At 65.5% G+C, this 17,217-nt stretch carries 16 protein-coding genes; 2 read left to right on the forward strand and 14 right to left on the reverse strand.

Going from position 1 to position 17,217, the window contains the following annotated elements; genetic code table 11:
- Positions 1-103: 103 nt before the first annotated feature.
- From cmk to rnz, 4 genes are read right to left on the reverse strand one after another with little or no spacing between them, the layout of a single operon-like run.
- Complete coding sequence (gene cmk / locus WEG36_00645) at positions 104-868, reverse strand: (d)CMP kinase (GenBank protein ID MEX1256104.1); 765 nt, start codon at positions 866-868, stop codon at positions 104-106.
- On the reverse strand, positions 865-2,196 hold the full coding sequence (aroA, locus tag WEG36_00650) for a 3-phosphoshikimate 1-carboxyvinyltransferase (GenBank protein MEX1256105.1): 1,332 nt from the start codon (positions 2,194-2,196) through the stop codon (positions 865-867). Before aroA ends, cmk begins: the two co-directional genes overlap by 4 nt.
- Positions 2,175-3,038 carry a prephenate dehydrogenase gene (locus WEG36_00655; protein ID MEX1256106.1) on the reverse strand — a complete coding sequence of 288 codons (864 nt, stop codon included), beginning with the start codon at positions 3,036-3,038 and terminating at the stop codon, positions 2,175-2,177. The genes aroA and WEG36_00655 overlap by 22 nt, the downstream gene beginning before the upstream one ends.
- A 52-nt stretch (positions 3,039-3,090) precedes the next feature.
- Positions 3,091-4,011 carry a ribonuclease Z gene (gene rnz, locus WEG36_00660; protein ID MEX1256107.1) on the reverse strand — a complete coding sequence of 307 codons (921 nt, stop codon included), beginning with the start codon at positions 4,009-4,011 and terminating at the stop codon, positions 3,091-3,093.
- Positions 4,012-4,185: 174 nt separating this feature from the next.
- Between rnz and WEG36_00665 the strand changes: the two genes are divergently transcribed.
- Positions 4,186-5,646, forward strand: a complete 1,461-nt coding sequence (locus tag WEG36_00665) for a CopD family protein (GenBank protein ID MEX1256108.1) — start codon at positions 4,186-4,188, stop codon at positions 5,644-5,646.
- A gap of 25 nt (positions 5,647-5,671) precedes the next feature.
- Here the strand turns inward: WEG36_00665 and WEG36_00670 are convergent, their stop codons facing one another.
- On the reverse strand, positions 5,672-6,286 hold the full coding sequence (locus tag WEG36_00670) for a hypothetical protein (protein MEX1256109.1): 615 nt from the start codon (positions 6,284-6,286) through the stop codon (positions 5,672-5,674).
- A gap of 186 nt (positions 6,287-6,472) precedes the next feature.
- On the opposite strand from WEG36_00670, the gene WEG36_00675 reads away from it, so the two are divergent.
- A complete protein-coding gene (locus tag WEG36_00675; protein ID MEX1256110.1) occupies positions 6,473-6,799 on the forward strand; it encodes a cupin domain-containing protein in 327 nt (108 codons plus the stop codon).
- A 51-nt stretch (positions 6,800-6,850) separates the two neighbouring features.
- Here the strand turns inward: WEG36_00675 and WEG36_00680 are convergent, their stop codons facing one another.
- The 9 genes from WEG36_00680 to WEG36_00720 all read right to left on the reverse strand — a co-directional run bounded on the left by WEG36_00680 (position 6,851) and on the right by WEG36_00720 (position 17,209).
- Positions 6,851-7,633: a hypothetical protein gene (locus tag WEG36_00680; protein ID MEX1256111.1), complete on the reverse strand. Its 783-nt coding sequence runs from the start codon at positions 7,631-7,633 to the stop codon at positions 6,851-6,853.
- Complete coding sequence (locus WEG36_00685; protein MEX1256112.1) at positions 7,627-9,192, reverse strand: hypothetical protein; 1,566 nt, start codon at positions 9,190-9,192, stop codon at positions 7,627-7,629. The genes WEG36_00680 and WEG36_00685 overlap by 7 nt, the downstream gene beginning before the upstream one ends.
- On the reverse strand, positions 9,185-10,621 hold the full coding sequence (locus tag WEG36_00690; protein ID MEX1256113.1) for a hypothetical protein: 1,437 nt from the start codon (positions 10,619-10,621) through the stop codon (positions 9,185-9,187). The genes WEG36_00685 and WEG36_00690 overlap by 8 nt, the downstream gene beginning before the upstream one ends.
- Positions 10,622-10,647: 26 nt before the next feature.
- Positions 10,648-11,031, reverse strand: a complete 384-nt coding sequence (locus WEG36_00695; GenBank protein ID MEX1256114.1) for a DUF192 domain-containing protein — start codon at positions 11,029-11,031, stop codon at positions 10,648-10,650.
- On the reverse strand, positions 11,031-11,972 hold the full coding sequence (locus tag WEG36_00700; GenBank protein ID MEX1256115.1) for a type II secretion system F family protein: 942 nt from the start codon (positions 11,970-11,972) through the stop codon (positions 11,031-11,033). Before WEG36_00700 ends, WEG36_00695 begins: the two co-directional genes overlap by 1 nt.
- Positions 11,973-12,009: 37 nt before the next feature.
- Positions 12,010-13,023 carry a type II secretion system F family protein gene (locus tag WEG36_00705; protein ID MEX1256116.1) on the reverse strand — a complete coding sequence of 338 codons (1,014 nt, stop codon included), beginning with the start codon at positions 13,021-13,023 and terminating at the stop codon, positions 12,010-12,012.
- Positions 13,024-13,031: 8 nt separating this feature from the next.
- Entirely contained in the window at positions 13,032-14,462 is a 1,431-nt protein-coding gene (locus tag WEG36_00710; GenBank protein MEX1256117.1) for a CpaF family protein, read from the reverse strand.
- Positions 14,459-15,823 carry an AAA family ATPase gene (locus tag WEG36_00715; GenBank protein MEX1256118.1) on the reverse strand — a complete coding sequence of 455 codons (1,365 nt, stop codon included), beginning with the start codon at positions 15,821-15,823 and terminating at the stop codon, positions 14,459-14,461. The genes WEG36_00710 and WEG36_00715 overlap by 4 nt, the downstream gene beginning before the upstream one ends.
- 87 nt (positions 15,824-15,910) lie before the next feature.
- The gene (locus tag WEG36_00720; protein MEX1256119.1) at positions 15,911-17,209 is read right to left on the reverse strand and encodes a type II and III secretion system protein family protein; all 1,299 of its coding nucleotides are present in this window, start codon (positions 17,207-17,209) and stop codon (positions 15,911-15,913) included.
- Positions 17,210-17,217 lie beyond the last annotated feature (8 nt).

Below are 17,217 nucleotides of genomic sequence, written 5' to 3' on the forward strand. Positions count from 1 at the left end.
AGTAAGAGGGGCGGCCGGTCCCCGGGGGTGGGGCTGTCTTCCGTCCCAGCCCTTCGAAAGGGCAGCGTCGAACCCTTATGTTATTCCGCCGCCTCGCTTCGGGTCAACCCGTGAGGCCACTCCTTGGCGCCCCGCCGGGCGGGGTTGCGCCCGACCCACCCGTCGCGGCCGCCGCCTGGACCCTGCGGACCGCCTCCACTATCCGGTTCACCTGCTCCTCGAATCCGAGCTCGGTCGTGTCCAGAAGGAGCGCGCCGGGGGCCCGCCGGAGCGGCGCCACGGCGCGAGTCTCGTCGGATGCGTCGCGGTCCCGGATCCGGCCCGCCTCATTCGCGATCTCGCCTTCTCCGGCACTCCGACCCTCCTGGAGGAGTCGGCGGCGCGCCCGCTCGCCCAGCGAGGCCGTGAGGAAGACTTTCACGGGCGCCTGGGGAAACACGATCGTTCCCATATCCCGCCCGTCTGCCACCAGCCCTCCGAACGTCGCCGCGGCGCGTTGAAGGGGAAGGAGGCGCCTGCGGACCGCGGGAAACTTCGCGACCCACGCCGCGAGGCGGGTTACCTCCTCCGTACGGATCGCTTCACCGGGATCGGCGCCGTCGAGGAGGAGGCGGAATCCGCCTTCCTCGGGCAGGAGCGCCAGATCCAGCGCCGAAAGAAGCTCGGAGTCCGGTTCTCGCTCGAGCGCCCCTTCCATTCCGGCGCGGAGGAGCCCCAGCGCGACAGTTCGGTAGAGGGCGCCTGAATCGAGATGCCGAAAGTCGAGGCGGCGCGCGATTTCCCGCGCTGTGGATGATTTTCCCGAGCCCGCCGGACCGTCAATCGTAACGACGATCGTGCCCCGCAGTGGCGTCGGGGGGAGGCTCATGCCTGGCCGATCCCGCCCTTCGCGCCGGTTCCCGCCGAAAGCGATGCGAGCAGCTCCCAAAACCCCGGAAAGCTCACGTCGGCCGCGCCCGGGTCGTCCACGGTCACGCGCTGGTTCGGGAGGGCGCCCAACACCCCGAACGCCATCGCGATCCGATGGTCGCGATGCACGCTCACGCGTCCCTCCAGGGGCGCCGCCGCTCCGCGGATCCGGAGGCCGTCCGGAAGCTCCTCCACTTTCGCCCCGAGCGTCCGCAGGTTTCCGGCGATGACGTTCAGTCGATCGGACTCCTTGACCCTCAGCTCGGCCGCGTCTCGGATCTCGGTGACTCCTTCCGCGCGAGCCGCGAGTACGGCGAGAATCGGGATTTCGTCCAGGAGGAGGGGAATCGTCGCCCCGCCGACCGAAGTGCCTCGGAGCTCGGACGGCGACACGACGAGCGTTCCGGCGGGCTCGCCGGCCGGGTCGCCCTCCTCCCTGCCATCTTCCACCCGAATCTCCGCGCCCATGGCGCGGAGGACATCGAGGAGCCCGGTTCTCGTGGGATTGAGACCGACGTTTTCGATGCGGAGCTCCTCTCCGCTCCCCCCCATAAGGCCGAAGGCCACGAGAAAGGCGGCGGATGAGAAGTCTCCCGGAACATGAAAGCGGAGGGGCGCCAACTCCTTGGGAGGATCCGGGATCCGCACCCGCCAACCCGAAGGGCCCGCCTCTTCCTCGACGGCAACTCCCATTCGCCGGAGCATTCGCTCCGTGTGGTCACGCGATCGATGGGGCTCCTCCACTTCCACGGGGACCCCGCCGGTCACCGCGGCGAGGAGGAGGGCACTCTTGATCTGGGCGCTCGCGACCGGAGACCTGTACGAAAAGGACGACAACTTTCCGCCCTTCACCGTGAGGGGAAGGCGATCCGGCTTGCCCTTGTCCTCGAATCGCGCCCCCATGCTCCCGAGAGGCTGCGTGACGCGGCGCATCGGTCTCGACTGGAGCGACAGGTCCCCGGTTAGCGTGGCTTCGACCGGGAGCCCCGCAAGGAGTCCGAGGAGGAGGCGCGCGGTTGTCCCTGAGTTGCCGCAATCGAGAACCTGGGTTGGACTGCCAAGCCCGTGGAGGCCGACCCCTTCGATCCCGAACTCGCTCCCGTCGTCGGGAAGGGGGGGAAGTCGAGCCCCCAGCGCCCGCAGCACGCGCGCCGTGCTCTGGCAGTCTTCTCCATTGAGGAGACCGCGAATGTTGCTCCGGCCGCCACTCAACACCCCGAGAAGGAGGGCACGATGGCTGATGGACTTATCGCCGGGCACCTCGATCATGAAACCCCCGATCGCCACTTCTTGGTCCTCTCCATGAACTCCGAGATCTTATCCACGTCACGGCGCGCCAAGAGATCCGCGAGCACGTTGAGGGCGTTGGATACGGAGGTGAGTCCCGACCCGGTGACGGGCGCGGACGACGCCAGCAAGTCCTTCCAGACCTCGGGATTGGAAGCGGCGAGGCGGGTCATGTCGCGTCCGCCCGGGCCGAGGTCCTGGACCCCGTACCCCGCGGCGTCGAGCGCGCCCGCCAGCGCGTTCGAGACGAGTTGAGGCAGGTGCGACACCCAGGCCATGGTCACGTCGTGTTTTTCGGCCTCGATCCAACGCGGCACTCCGCCCAACCAGGACCAGAAGGATTCGGCCCGGACGCGGAGCCCCTGCTCGACCTCATCGTGCGCGCACAGCCAAATCGTCGCGTCCTCGAAGAGATCCCCGCGAGCGGCGGCGAAGCCGGACGCCTCGCCCCCGCAAATTGGATGTGCCCCCACGACCTTCCCCGCGAAGCCGCCCCTGACCGCTTCACGGATGATCGGGGCTTTGAGGCTCACGACGTCGGTGACCATCGTGTCCGGGCCCCAGAGTGCGGCGTGGGCCCGCATCAGGCGAACGGCCTCTCCCAGCGGCGTCGCGTACACGACCACATTCGCAGCCCGAAGGAGTCCCTCCGGAGTCGGCTCGAGACGATCCACGACACCGGCTTCTACGGCCCGGGCCCCCTGCGACTCATCCCGGTCGAAGCCCGCAATCTCCGGCCGACCCGGGCGTGCGCGCAGGGCGCGGCATACGGAGCCACCCATGAGTCCGAGGCCGACGACCGCGACGCGCCGAGGCGCATCCCCTTCCCCACCTTCGATCACCCCTGGCTCTCCGGCTGGATCATTCCCGTCGTCGCGCCCCGTTGTCCGGGCCTCACTCCCCGTTGTCCGGGTCATATCCGATTTCGACCGACAGGCCGTCGTAGGCGACCTCCGCCGTCGGGAAGAGTCGGCGCGCCTCCTTCTCCAGGGGCGTGGCATTCGCGGAATACCGCGCCGAGAGATGGGTCAGGAAGAGGCGCTTCACCCCCGCGTCGCGCGCCACCTGAGCGGCTTCGAGGGCAGTGCTGTGGTAGGTCTCCCGGGCCCGGGAAGCTTCGTCTTCGCTGAACGTCGCATCATGCACCAGGAGATCCGCTCCGCGCGCCCGCTCGACGAGTTCCGGCGCGGGCGCGGTGTCTCCGGAGTAGACGACGAGCCTCCCCGGTCGGGGGGCACCCACGACTTCTTCGGGTTCGATCCGCCGCCCCACCACCTCCACTCCTTGTCCCCGGTGCAGCATTCCGAAGAGCGGTCCCTCCGGAATCCCGAGCGCCCGGGCCTTCTCCACGTCGAATCGCCCGGCTCTCGGATGTTCGCGCAAGGCGTACCCCAACGCCGCCGTCCCGTGCCTGACGGGAAGGGCCTCGATGCGAAACTCGTCCCAGGTCACGGTGCCCCCCGGCTCGAGCTCGGTGATCTCCACCGGAAAGCCCGTTCGGTTCCCGCCGAGATTCACGGCGGCATCGAGGGTGGGAGCCGATCCGCGAGGGCCGTAGAGGTGCATCGGCTCGGTCCGGCCCTGAAGCGCGAGGGTGCGGAGGAGGCCGATGATTCCGAGGTAATGATCGGCGTGAAGGTGCGAGATAAAGATGTGATCCAGGGCGAATCCCGTTCCGAAACGCATCATCTGGCGCTGGGTGCCCTCCCCGCAATCGAAGAGGAAGAGTTGACCCTCACGCTGAACGGCGAGGGACGAAACGTTTCGGCCGACCGTGGGCCGGGAAGCGCAGGTTCCGAGGAAGGTGACGCGGATCATGCGACCGAAGGTAGCGGGTCCCGGGGACCGATCAACCGGCGAAAGCAGTCGGAAGTCGGCCTGGACACGGCCTTTGGGAATCCCTAATCTGCCCGCGAAGGGGCGCTCTCCGGATGGCGGTGGCGCGCCGCCCTCCCTGGCCATGACACGAGTCCCCCGGCAAAGGATCCGATGACCGTCCGAAATGTTCGCACGGGGCGCGGGCTGAATCCGCGAAGCTCTCAGCGGCGACTGCGCCTTCTCTCGCTCTTCGCCGCCGCGCCCTTTCTCGCGGCCGCGGGGCTTCCACTGCACACCGCGCTCGAACGCTCCATTCCCGATGCGAACAGCGTCCTGGAAATGGCGACGGACCGGATCGTCCTCGACTTCACCACGCCGGTGGACGCGGCCCTTTCCCGCATCACAGTACGGGGTCCGGGGGGCACGCCCGTCGAGACCGGCCCAGTGGAATACACGGAAGCGGGAGAAGACCAGATCCGGGTGGTGTTCGCTTCACCGACCGCGCCGGGCCCGTATCAGGTGGACTGGCAGGCCCTGGCGCCCGACGGACATGTGGTGACGGGGACCTTCGTCTTCCTTGTGTCGGCTCCGGCCCAAGCGCAACCGGCTCCTGGCGGGGGGGCGGGAGCCCCGGGGGCCGGTCAGACCGAGGTCGCCGGGTCCCCCCAGACCGATCCCGTTGCGGCGGAGCCCGCGCTTTCGCGCACGATGGACGTCGGAACGCGTTGGCTCCAACTGATCGGGGCGGCCCTTTTCCTGGGAATCGCGGGGATCCGCTTCGACGTGCTGCGAGTTCTCGGCCGCGCGGGTGCGCTCCCCGAGGTTCGAACCCGCATCCGAGGCGGAATCTGGCGCTTCGGCTGGTTCGCGACCTTCTTACTCCTCGTGGCCCTTCCGCTCCGATTGTGGAATCAGACCGTGGCGCTCGGCGGGGAACTGGACACTTCGCAACTCTCTCATCTCCTCTTTCAGACGGGATGGGGGGCCGGGTGGTGGCTCCATCTGACGGTGCTGGTGCTCGGAACGATCGGCCTCACCCTCGCTTCGCCGCGCGGGCTCGGAGAACGGGGTTGGGGAATCTTCGCGGGCGCGGCGGTTCTTCTTCCCCTCGTGCCTGCCCTACAGGGGCACGCATGGGGGGCCGAAGGGGGGAGGGCGCTCGCGGCGACTTCACTCTACTTCCATGTGGCGGGAGCCGGCCTCTGGCTGGGCGGCCTGATCCTCCTCGTGGCGGTCGGGATGCCGGCCGTGCGGGCGACTCCTCCGGCCCCGGAGGAGCTGGGCGACGAGCCCTCCGTCCTTCCCACCCTCGCCCGGCTGGTGAACGCCTTTTCACGGCTCGCCCTGCTCTCCGTTGCGCTCGTCCTTCTGACCGGCGCGATCAACGCGTGGATGAATGTCGGAACCATCGGAAATCTTTTGGGAAGTGCCTACGGCCGAACCCTGCTCCTCAAACTCGCGGTCGTGGCGGGCGCGCTGATGCTCGGATTCTACAACTGGAGGAAGGTGAGGCCGGCCCTTGCCAAACGCCCGGACCCGGGAGCCCTCCGAATTCCCGCGACGGTCGAGGCGGCCCTCGGGATCGGCGTACTCCTCGTAACGGCCTTCCTCGTCTCGACCGCGGCGCCCTGACCTGCGGGGCCGCTGGAACGCCTCGTCATTCGGGACGAATCCCGATATGCGCCGCCGCGAGAAACTCCTCCGCGGAGACGACTCTCGGCTCCGACTCCCCGGCGACTGCCGCCAGCCACTCGGGCGCGCGAAGTTCCAAATTGACCTTCAGCCGGATGTCGTCTCTGAGGAGAATCTGGAGATCCTCCTCGAGCACGAGAAACCCTTCGTTCCCGAGGTCCACGGTGACGACTCCGCCGCCGCTCGACTCCGAGGACCCTAGCCCCGAGGTCACATCCGCCCTGATCTCGGTGAAGAGGATGCGCAGCCCCTGGTAAACGCCGGGCGAGATAAGGAACGTGTTGAGTGGTGTGGACACGCCTTCAATCAGGCTGACCTCGACTTCCTGGTCCGCACCGGAAATGGAGATGGGAAAGGCTCCGGCGACGAGAAAGGCGCGCAGCCGCACGGTGACCGTGCCTTCGAAGGAGTGCGCGACCTGAAGGGCTGGAGTCGCCCGGGGAGGGCCCACCGAGGGTGCCGGTGCGACTACAACCTCCTTGTCGCCGAAGATGGTGACGTCGGCCTCCGCCGCGCCTCCTCCAACGACACTATTGCATCCCGCGGAGAGAATGAGAAGGAGCGCGCCACACCTAAACATGCTCGTTGACATGTTCGTTCCAATTCGCTGCATCCTTCATCCCCCCGCGTCTCCCGGACCTTTCCGCCGGGATGCCCGTCAATCGAGTGATCCACCCCAGAGCACCGCAACTTACCCCCGATCGTTTTTCCCTCGCCACTCCGCTTCGGATCCAGACCCTCGATCCCCAGCTTCGGAGCTCGATCCATGAGACCGATTGAAGATTACCGAAGGCACGTCGGCATGCGGGAAGGGACACATCACAAGGCGACACTCTTTCGAAGCGACCGTCTCCTCCTCGGGCTCAACTGCCTCGAGCCAGGGCAATCCCAGGCGGTCCACCGGCACGCGGGGCAGGACAAATTTTACCTGGTCATGGAGGGGCGCGGGAAGTTCACGGTTGGCCGTTCCCTCGTCGAAGCCGGACCCGGGGAAATCGTCTGGGCGGCCGCGGAGGAAGACCACGGGGTGGAGAATCAGAGTGCCGAGCGCCTCGTTCTCGTGGTGGGAATCGCTCCGGCGCCTTTGCCCTGAGCCGCGGGGAATGCCACGGGCACCCTGCAGGCGGGCCCGCCGCTGCCCTCGTTACATCCCCGGGCAAGGCTGGACGGGAATCTGCACCGGGCGGTACCCGTAGTTCGGCTCACGCAACTCCGCGCCCGTCGCCTCGAAGTACTCCTCCCAGAAGCGGCGTACGACCTGCGATCGGTCGTTGTCGTCCACGGCGCCCACCACGACCACGCAGAGCCCCGATAGATCGGGGAGGGTTCGCGCCGCCGCCTGCCTCGCCACCCAATCGGCGGGCGGCATGCGGACAAGGCCCTCCATGTTCATGATCTCATTCGCCTGGAGCATGTCCGAGTAGAGCACGAGCGTGGACAGGTGTCCGGGATTCACGGCCAGCTCCTCGTCCACCAGATGAAGCGTCGAAAGGATGTCCGTACCGCGAATCTCCTCCCGCCCCGCCGGATCGGTGAAGATTCCCACGTAGTCGCGGGCGTCTTGAAGGAACCGGGCAAGCGTCACCGAATCGCGCGGCATGGTCCGGTCCGGAAACTCGCGTTCCGGGACCTGCTGGGCCCAGCGATGCGGCTCCTCCACGAGCGAAAGCTGGAGGATCTCGAGGGCCACGAATCGGTCCCCGTGCGTGAGGCGCCGCATCCGGTCGCGGGTCAACGAGGCGGCGTGCGCAAGCTCGTGCTCCAGGATCGAGGACGAACGATCGAACGCGAAGATCACCAGGGAGGGCGGGTTCAGGGGGTCCGAAGCCTGGGCCAACCGCTCCCCGGGGAGCTCGCTGCACCCCGACGCGATCACGATCGCGAGAAGGACCGCCACCGCGAGCGCAACTCTACGGCGGGTCAGCATGAGAAAGCCACCTCCTCGTTGAACTGCGACCGGAGTGCATCGAACCTCGCGGAGAGCGTATTGCGCTCCTTCACGTACTCCTCGGGATCTCGCAGCGTCAGCCCTCCCGCGGCCTCCAGCGCCTCGACGTCGAGGCGGAGCGGTGTGCGGAAGGCGGCAATCGCGTGGGGATCCAGCCGCCGCGCCCGCCCGTTTTCAGACCTGTAGGTCGCGAGGACGGAATCGAGCTGGTGCAACGCCGAACGCCATTCCATGGCGTGCCCTCCCGCCGAGAGCGTGCGGAGCGCTCGGGCCTCCTTCATAACGTCTGCGAGAAGCTGCGCCGTTTCCTTGGCACATTGCTCACCCTGGTCGGCGAAGGCCTTTCGATCTTCCTCGAAGGGATGCTCGTTGAAACTCTCCGATCGTCCGTCCCTCCGATGGAAATACGCCGCAGAGATCGCGCAGAGCACCAGCGTCAGATTCAGGAGAAGAATCGGGACGTTCATCCGCGACATGGAAAGCGAATATTCGCGGAGCTCCGTCGCCGCGTTCTCCATGTCCTCGGCGCGGTTCGTCAGCTCGTTTGCGGAGAGGATCTCTCCATCCACGCGCAGCCACCCGGCCTGGCGGCGAAGTTCTTCGACCTGCGCCATGTCGTTCGTGTATCTTTCGGCACCCACTTCGCCCAGCTGAACCCGGGCCTGAAAGAGGACTCCGAGGACCAGTACGAGCCCGACCGCCGAGAGCACCAGGGGCACGATGTTTTCGCGGGCCGAACGGCTCTGGACGGTATTGAAGTGTCCTCGCCGTTCACCCTGCATCACTAGATCCCGGAGCGAATGCCCGAAGAAGTGTCCGAGCACGCAAAGTAATGTGATCACACCTGCCGCAAGAAGGGCGGCGTCGGGGCGGAAGATGATGTGCGCCCCGACTCGCTCCAGCCCCGCGATCCATCCCGTGGAAGCCTCGGTAAGAAGCCGGATCTGCCGCTCCGTGAGGGGGTCCCGGGGTAGGAGCGTGCCGAATACCGGCGCGTTCGCGAAAAACTCGACGACCCCCAGAAAAAAGAGGGCACCGGCGTAGACGGGAGTGGGAAGCCCCCGATCCCGGCGTGCCCCCTCGCTCTCCAGCTCTTTCGTGACCTCCCGGCGGCGCATCTCCCGGCGCGCCTTGAGGCGCACGAGCTCATTCGTGAGGCGCTGGAATCGGTCCACGCCGAGATTCGCCTGCGCGAGTGCGTCTGCGAGGCGCTCTTCGTGCTCCGCTGCCGCGTTCACCAGCCCCCGCCGCTCTCTCGACTGCCACCGCGCAAAGAAGGCCGTGCAGCGGTTCTTCAGCTCGATTTCGGACTCTGTCGGTCCCATGGATTCGGGTGCCGGCACGCCGCTGGCTGCATCCGCCCGCGCGATGCGTCTGGCCTCCTCGCGGAGCCTATCGACTTCCGCCTCGAAGGCGTCCTGCTGCCTGCTCCCCAGGTCCACATAAGGGGCGGTTCCGTTACCGGTCGGCGAGGAGGCTTCCTCTGTCGCTACGGGCTCCGACTCCTCGAGCCAGGACGCGCGAGATCGCTCAGCCATGATCGCCTTCCCCCTCCCCATTGTCGTGCAGGCTGTTACGTCCGTTTCCGTTGCCGCTGCCGTTCCCCTCGGCCCGGAGTTGCGGGGTGTTGATGAAGTACGCCAGGCAGGCGTCCATCATCGCCTCCTCGGTCAGGATGGGCGGCAGGCTCCGGTATTTTGCCTGGTCGCACACGTCGGCGATCAGGTCTCCCGGATGGCAGGAACGAGGTTCGATTCCGCGCCTCAGATAGAACTCGTCGAAGACAAGGGTGACTGCGCTCTCCTCGAACTTGATCTCCCTACGGGCGCACATGCGGCGGAAGATCTCCCCGAACTGTTGCCTCGAAGGATTCGGCATCAGAAGCTTGTACCGGATCCGGCGGAGAAACGCCTCTTCCGCGAGGTCAGCCGGATTCAGGTTGGTCGCGAAGAAGACCAGACAGTCAAAGGGCACTTCGAGCTTAAAGCCACTCGCGAGCCCGAGGTAGTCAGTTCCCCGGTCCAGCGGGATCATCCACCGGTTGAGGAGGTCCCGCGGACGCACCCGCTGACGGCCGAAGTCATCGATCACGAAGACGCCCCCGTTCGCCTTCATTTGGGGCGGCGCGGTGTACACGCCCGCCTCGTTGGTCTGGTGGAGCTCGAGCGCGTCGAGGGTGAGCTCGCCTCCCACGACCACGGCCGGCCTCCTGACTCGCGCGAACCGCGGATCATGCAACGATACGTCCCGGAGTAGCGCCGAGCGCAACCCTGGCGACAAACCTTCACTTTCGCTCTCAGCAGGATGGTGCACATCCGGATCGTAGATCTGGATCACTTCACCATCCATTTCGACGGCGTGCGGAACGTAAATTGCGCCACCCATGATCTGGGACATCGCGAAGGCGATCTCCGTCTTGCCGTTTCCGGGCTGGCCGTAAAGAAAGATGGACTTTCCGGAGTTGATCCCGGGCCCGAGACGGTCGATAAATTTCTCGTCCAGAACGAGATGGCTGAGCCCCGCATGAATCCGGTCGCGAGGGATGGGATCGTTTCGCACACTCTGCACAGCGATCCACCAGCGATACGCCTCACGCGTGACCGGCGCCGGCCCGACATATCCGTTCGCCTCGCGGAGCTCGCGGGCGCGGGCACGCCCCTCCCCGGTCAGGTCGAAGACGTAAGACCGACGCCCGTGCCCCTCCACCCCTCGGACCTCGAGGAGGCTCCGCTTCTGGAGGGGAAGGAGCTGCTCGTCGAGGATCGAGAAGGGGAGCTTGATCCGACCGGCCAGATAGTCCCCGGACCGGGCGCCATCAACGTAAAGGACCTTCAGAACAAGGTCTGAAACGAATGTGGCGGACAGGCCCGTCTCGGCCAGGGTCTCCGGTGCGATCGGATACTCCAGCCCTTCGGCTCTTCGGCCGGCGGCCTGCCGATAAGCGTTGCGAACGATTTCAGTTTGCATGATTTCCTCCTCCCCGCGCTCCGTGGCTACCGCCCGGAGGCTCCCCCCTGTGAGTGCCACTCGATCTCGTCCCCTTCTTCCGTTCCGCTCCGTCCGATCGCGCCTACCGGAAGCTCGAGTGCAACCCGGGCATTCCCGTGCATTCGTGTCCGGGAACCCGGTGAAAGCTCCGGGTACGAAGCCACGACGCGCCGCTCCTGATCGAGGAGGAGGACGTCGAGCGCATACTTCATCCCGTACATATGCACTCCCCCGCTCGGAAGGATGAGGAGTCCCTCTCCTTCCTCGAGCTCCGGATGTCCGAGCAGTCCCTTGAGGCGGCTGAAAAATCCGTCCGCCAGCGCAATCCGGTCACCGAGCAAGTGTCCACGCGTCCGATTCACGACCGTCATCGTGTGCTGGGCACCCATCAGGGAACGCCCCCCATGACGCCGAAAAGTTCTCCGATCCGGAAGATCGCCGGGCCGAGAATCACGATAAAAAGCGATGGGAAGATGAAAAGCACGATCGGAATGAGGAGCTTCACGGCGAGTTTGGCTGCCGCCTCCTCCGCCATCTGGCGCCGCCGTGTCCGCGATTCATCCGCGTGAATTCGAAGTGCGTGCGCGATCGAGGTCCCGAAACGATCCGTCTGGATCAGCATCGAGACGAAGCTCCGGACCTCCGCGAGCCCGGTGCGGTCGCCCAGGTGCCGAAGGGCGTCGTCCCGGGGCGTTCCGGCTCGGATCTCCAGGCTAACCAGGACGAATTCCTCCGAAAGGGCGCTGCTCACCCGATCGATCTCCTCCCCAACCCGCACCAGGGCTTGATTGAGCCCGAGTCCCGCCTCGACACACACGACCATGAGGTCGAGTGCGTCGGGAAGTGCCCGCTGGAGCTCGTCCTGGCGCCGGCGCATCTTCCGCTTGACCGCCATGAAGGGGACCATCCACCCGAAAAGGAACCCCGCCGCGACCATGAAGAGGCGGTTCTGTGGCGACACTCCGAAGATTGCGGCCGCGACGATCCCCAGGAAAAGAAAGATGGCCGCCAGCGCTACACGAGTCCCCATGAAGATCAGACCGGCACTGGGGTGCCTGAATCCGGCATGGAGAAGTGTGTCGCGGAGCTTCTTTTTCCCGGCCGCATTGCTCCCGACGCGCGCCCCAAAAGCCTCGAGGAAGTTTTCGAGCGACTCGCGCTGGGCCCTCCGGCGACGACGCTCGCGCACCTCCTGCACGCCACCGTTGGTCGCCAGAGACTGAAGCCTCCGGCGGACGAGACGCGTGTCGGACTGCGTCACGAGCTGTGAGCCGCCCAAAACGAGCAGCGTCACCGAAATGGCCGTGAGGCCGACGACGAACCAGATCATTGTGTTTCGTGCAGCTCCCGAGCCGGACTTCCGGCTCCTAGTACTTGATATCCACCATCCGGCGAATCACAAAAAAGGCCATCACCATCATCCCGAGGCCGAGTGCGAGCATCATCCGTCCGAGCGGTTCGACGAACATGGGGGTCATGTACTCCGGGTTCACCATGTACATCCCGACGGCCGCGACGAACGGCGCGGCCGCGACGACGAGCCCAGTGATCCGTCCATGGGCGGTCTTCGTCTTCACGTCGCGCTTGAAGCGGAAGCGGCCTCGGATCACGCTCGACAGCCCATCGAGGCTTTCGGCCAGGTTCCCCCCGGACTCGCGCTGGATGAGGACCGCAGTCACGAGAATCCGCACGTCCACGATGTCCACTCGGTCCGCGAGACCCAGGAGGGCATCCTGGATCGGAAGCCCGAAGCGCTGCTCTTCGAAGACTTGGCGGAACTCGGATGCAATCGGCTCGGCGCCCTCTTCGGAAACGACTTCGAGCCCGGATGCCAGCGAGTGACCCGCCCGCGCCGCCCGCGCCAGGAGATCGATCGCATCCGGAAATCCCTCTTCGAATGCGGCGAAGCGCCGGTTCCTCTTGATCTTCAGGAAGCCGATGGGGATGTATCCCCCCAGGGCTGCCCCCGGGAGCGCCGCGATGAGATTGCCGGTCAGGACGAAGACGATCCCCGCGAGCACCACTGCGATACCGACAGAGGCCACGAGGATCGTCGGGATGCTCAGAGCACGGATTCCCGCCTGGTCCAAAAGGCGCTGGAGGTCATCCCGGTGGGGAAGTCGGACCACAATCGCTTCGAGCCAAGGGGGAACCCCACTTCCTTCCTCCGCACGGAGAAGGCTTCCCGCCTTTCGCGCGTCATCTTTGCCCTTCTGCACACGTGCCGCCGAGATTTCCCGGAGTGCGCGGGATGCGGACTGCGCCCGCAGCCAGCGGCGCGCTCCCTCCCAGAGGAGTCCGATAGCGACCGTGCCCAGCGCGACGACGATGAAGGCCGTGATCGCGAGGATCAGCCCGCGAGAATTCAGGAGTTCTGACATGGCGGCTCCTACCGGCCCCGCGCCGGCATGTCGGAGAAGAGTGTCTCTTCCAGGTTGATCCCGACCGCCTGGAGCCGTTCCGCAGCGCGCGGGCGTATCCCTCGTGCCCGGAAAGCTCCCGTAACGGATCCGTCTTCGCCCACGCCCTTCCTCTCGAAGAGGAAGAGGTCCTGCATGGTGATGACCTCGCCCTCCATCCCGACGACCTCCGAAATGTTCATGACCTTCCTCTTCCCGTCCGAAAGGCGGGAGAGGTGGATCACGATGTCGATGGCCGACGCGATCTGCCGGCGCATCGCGGATTCCCCGAGGCTCATTCCGGCCATCTGGATCAGCGTCTCCAGGCGGCCGAGGGCGTCCCGCGGCGAGTTCGCGTGGAGGGTCGTGATGGACCCGTCGTGCCCGGTATTCATGGCCTGAAGCATGTCGAGGGCCTCGGCGCTCCGGACCTCCCCGACGACGATCCGGTCGGGGCGCATGCGGAGGGCATTGATGACGAGCTGGCGCTGGTCCACCTGCCCGCGACCTTCGATGTTCGGCGGACGGGTCTCGAGCCGAACCACGTGGGGCTGACGGAGCTGGAGCTCCGCCGAGTCCTCGATGGTCACGATTCGTTCGTTCGCGGGAATCGCGTCGGAGAGGACGTTCAGGAAGGTCGTCTTCCCTGAGCCGGTTCCCCCCGAGATCAGGATGTTCAGTCGAGCTGCCACTGCGGCGCGCAGGAAGGTCAACATGGACTCGCTGATCGAGCCGTTTCGAATGAGATCCTCCGCTGAGAGCACGTCTCGACGGAACTTACGGATCGAGATGTGAGGACCGTCGAGCGCGAGCGGGGGGATGATCGCGTTCACGCGCGAGCCGTCGCGAAGCCGTGCGTCCACCATCGGCGACGAGTCGTCGATACGGCGGCCGACCGCCGACACGATCCGGTCGATTACCTGGAGGAGGTGCTGGTTGTCCCGAAAATTGATGCTCGACTTGTAGAGGCGACCGTTCCGCTCCACGTACACCGAATTGTAGCCGTTCACCAGGATGTCCGAGATGGACTGGTCCTTGATTAACGGTTCGAGTGGGCCGAGGCCGAAGATTTCGTGGACCACCTGCTCCACGATTTTCTCCCGCTCCTCCATGTTGAGGGGAGCGCTTTCCGTCGCCAACATCTGGCGGACGATGCGTCCGACCTCCGTCTCGGCCTCTTCCTGATTGCGCTCGCTCAGCGAGCTCAGGTTCAGGCGCTCCAGAAGCTTCCGGTGGAGCCTCGTCTTGATTTCCTGGAATTCGGTGGAGCCTTCGTTCCCTTCCTCGTCGACCCCTTCCGGATTCCAGATGGCCTCGAGAGTCTCCGGGATCGCGGGGAGGTCGGAGGGATTCCAAACCGCTCCGCGCTCGTGCCCGGGACTGCTCACGGAATTCGTCTTGCCGCGCGCGAACACGCTCATCGGTTGCTACCCTTGGTTGCGAGCTGCGAAGTGAATCGGGTCGTTCGGTCCTTTGGGACCTGGCCGCCGCGCTTCCCACTCAACAGGCTACCGAAGAAACCGCCTTTCTCGTCTTCGGAGGGCCCCATCCCGGTAATCCGCGCGGCAAGCTTTCGGACGTCCTCTCCATATTTCGACTTCTTGTTCAGCACGACGGGCCGCCCTTCGTTGATCGAATCCATGATCGGGCGGTAGTCGTTCTGGAGAGTGTGGTAGACCTTCATTCCCAGCGTCCGCTCCACTTCGCCCACGCTGATGGGGAGGGAGGGGTTGAAGCGGTTCACGATGGGACGGATCCAGTTATCGGGTCGTTCCCCGGCGAGTCCCTTCAGAAGGGGAAGCGACCGGGTGACGTTCCGAAGCGACTGGAGATCCGCCGTGCAAAGTAGGTAGATCTGGTCCGACGCCTCGAAGGCGTTCATGGTGACCGGATTCAGCGTCTTCGGGGCGTCCGCGACGATGTAGTCGTAATGCTCCTTGAGGAAGCCGAGGATCATCCCGATCCTTTCGCCGTCCACACTGTGGAAATCCGCCGGCTGATATGGAGCCGAGAGGAGCTCCGTGCCGGATTCGTCGCGCTCGATATATGAGGCTAGGAGTCCCTCGTCCACGCGGTGATAGTTCCGCACCAGATCCACGCTGCTGAAGCGCGGCTCCATTCCCAGAAGGAGTGCGGTCTCACCCAGCTCGAGATCCAGGTCGACGATCAAGGTGCGCTTTCGCGTCAACTGATGGATGGCGACCGCGAGATTCACCGCGAAGGTGGTTGCGCCTGAGCCGCCCTTAGGGCTGAATACCGACAAAAGCTTTCCGACCTCCGCCCCATTTCCAACCGTGCGTCCGGATTTCCCGGCCTTCTTCTGAAGCCGTTCGATCACGCCGGAAAGGCGGTTGGATTCGAGCGGCTTCGGGAGAAACTCCTGGATTCCCGCCTGCATCGCCTGGAGGAGGATCTCCGGCGAATCCGCGCTCCCCGACGCCACGATCGCGCGGCCGAGGGCCGAATCGACGAGGAACTGGGCGAACTTGAGACCGATCTGGGGATCCGACTCGAGATCCACAAAAACGACATCGGGATCGAGGCGGCGTAGAGCCTCCAGGTGCGAATCCGTGATCGAGGTGAACGGCTCAGCCACCTCGAGCGCCATACGCACGTCGGCCGAGGGCGGAAACATCTCCACCAGCCGTCGTGCGAATTCCGGGTCCGTGGACACGATGGCGCTAATCAACGCGCTGTGTCCGTTCCCGTTTCCGTTTCCATTGCCGGTGGGGTGTCCGTTCCCCTGGCCGTGTCCCTGTCCATTCCCCGATGCGTTCGTCACGTCACTACCCCTCTCTTCGAGAACCTCCGGGCGTCCCGGAGTCTGATTCCTGATCCAACCAAGGGCCGTTCGCGAGGCCCCGTCGCGTCAGCGGTCGTTCGTCGCGTCGTTCACTTCGTCCACGGTAGATTCGACCTCCACATCCTGTTCGCTCTCCTCGGCCGGATCTCGCATGAAGCGCATCCAATCCCAGGTGCCGGGCTCACCAGTCGGAATCTCCGGCACTAGGGCATCCGGACCAACCAGGAAAGGCGTCACGAGAACGAGTAGCTCGGTCTCGGACTGCTGCACCGCGGTGGAGCGGAAAAGCGCACCCAGGATCGGAATGTCTCCGAGGATCGGGATCTTCCTCACGCTCTCGGTCATCTGGTGATCCAGGAGTCCAGCGATCGCGAACGTCTGCCCTTCCTGGATCTCGACCACCGTGCTCGCACGGCGGGAGAGGAGGACAGGGATCTGGAACCCCGAGATCTCGAGACCGCCCGAAAAGTCGAGGGTCGAGACCTCGGGCTGGACCGACATCCGAATGGCGCCCGCGTTCGTGATTTCGGGCGTGAAGCTCAACCGGATCCCGAATTCGCGGAATTCGATACTCACACCACCGGCTGCGGCGCCCCCCTGCACGACCGGGAAGGGGAACTCCCCACCCGCCAGGAAGGAGGCCGTCTCGCCCGGAAGGGTCATGAGGTTCGGCTCGGCGAGACTCTTGAAACTCCCCTCCGTCTGGAGCGCTTGGATCAGCGCGGAGACATTCGACTGCTTGTGGAAGAGGAAAAAGTTGACCGCGTCGGAGAACGTCTGGTCGGGCCCCGGAGGGTCGTTCAGAAGGTTCCCGCTGGGCGGCACGACGCCCCCCGGCGAGAGGATCCCCTCATCGTCCCCGCGGAGGTTGAATGGATCGACCCGCACGATGTGCGCGCCGAGGTCGCGAATGGCGTTTCGACTCACTTCCGCGAAGCGAACCTGCAGGAGCACCTGTCCTCGGTCCGGGACCTGGATGTAGTCCACCACCTGCGCGTCGCCCTCCAGGCTCGTGGCCAGCGCGAAAGCGCGCGCAGCCGCGACCGAATTCATGGTCTCGCCGGAGAGAATCAGGGTGTTTCCGACCGCGGTCACTTCGAACGACTCGTCCGGGAAAACCCGGGTGAACTCGCTCTGAAGGCTCGCCGCATCCCTGGTGACTCGCACTGAGTAGCTCGTGCGGACGCCGTTGATGTCCCAGAAGAGAAGCGTCGTCGTGCCGGGGGTAACCCCGTTCACCACAATCTCCTGGGCGGAAACGGGGACCACATCCGCGATTGCGGGATCCCCGATCAGTATTCTCTGGAGAATGACCGGATGCGCGACCACGATGGAGTTTCCTCTCGCCACGGTCAGCTGCTGCATCTGCTGCG

This window comes from Gemmatimonadota bacterium, assembly GCA_040882465.1.
Taxonomy (GTDB): domain Bacteria; phylum Gemmatimonadota; class Gemmatimonadetes; order Longimicrobiales; family Gaopeijiaceae; genus JBBEBG01.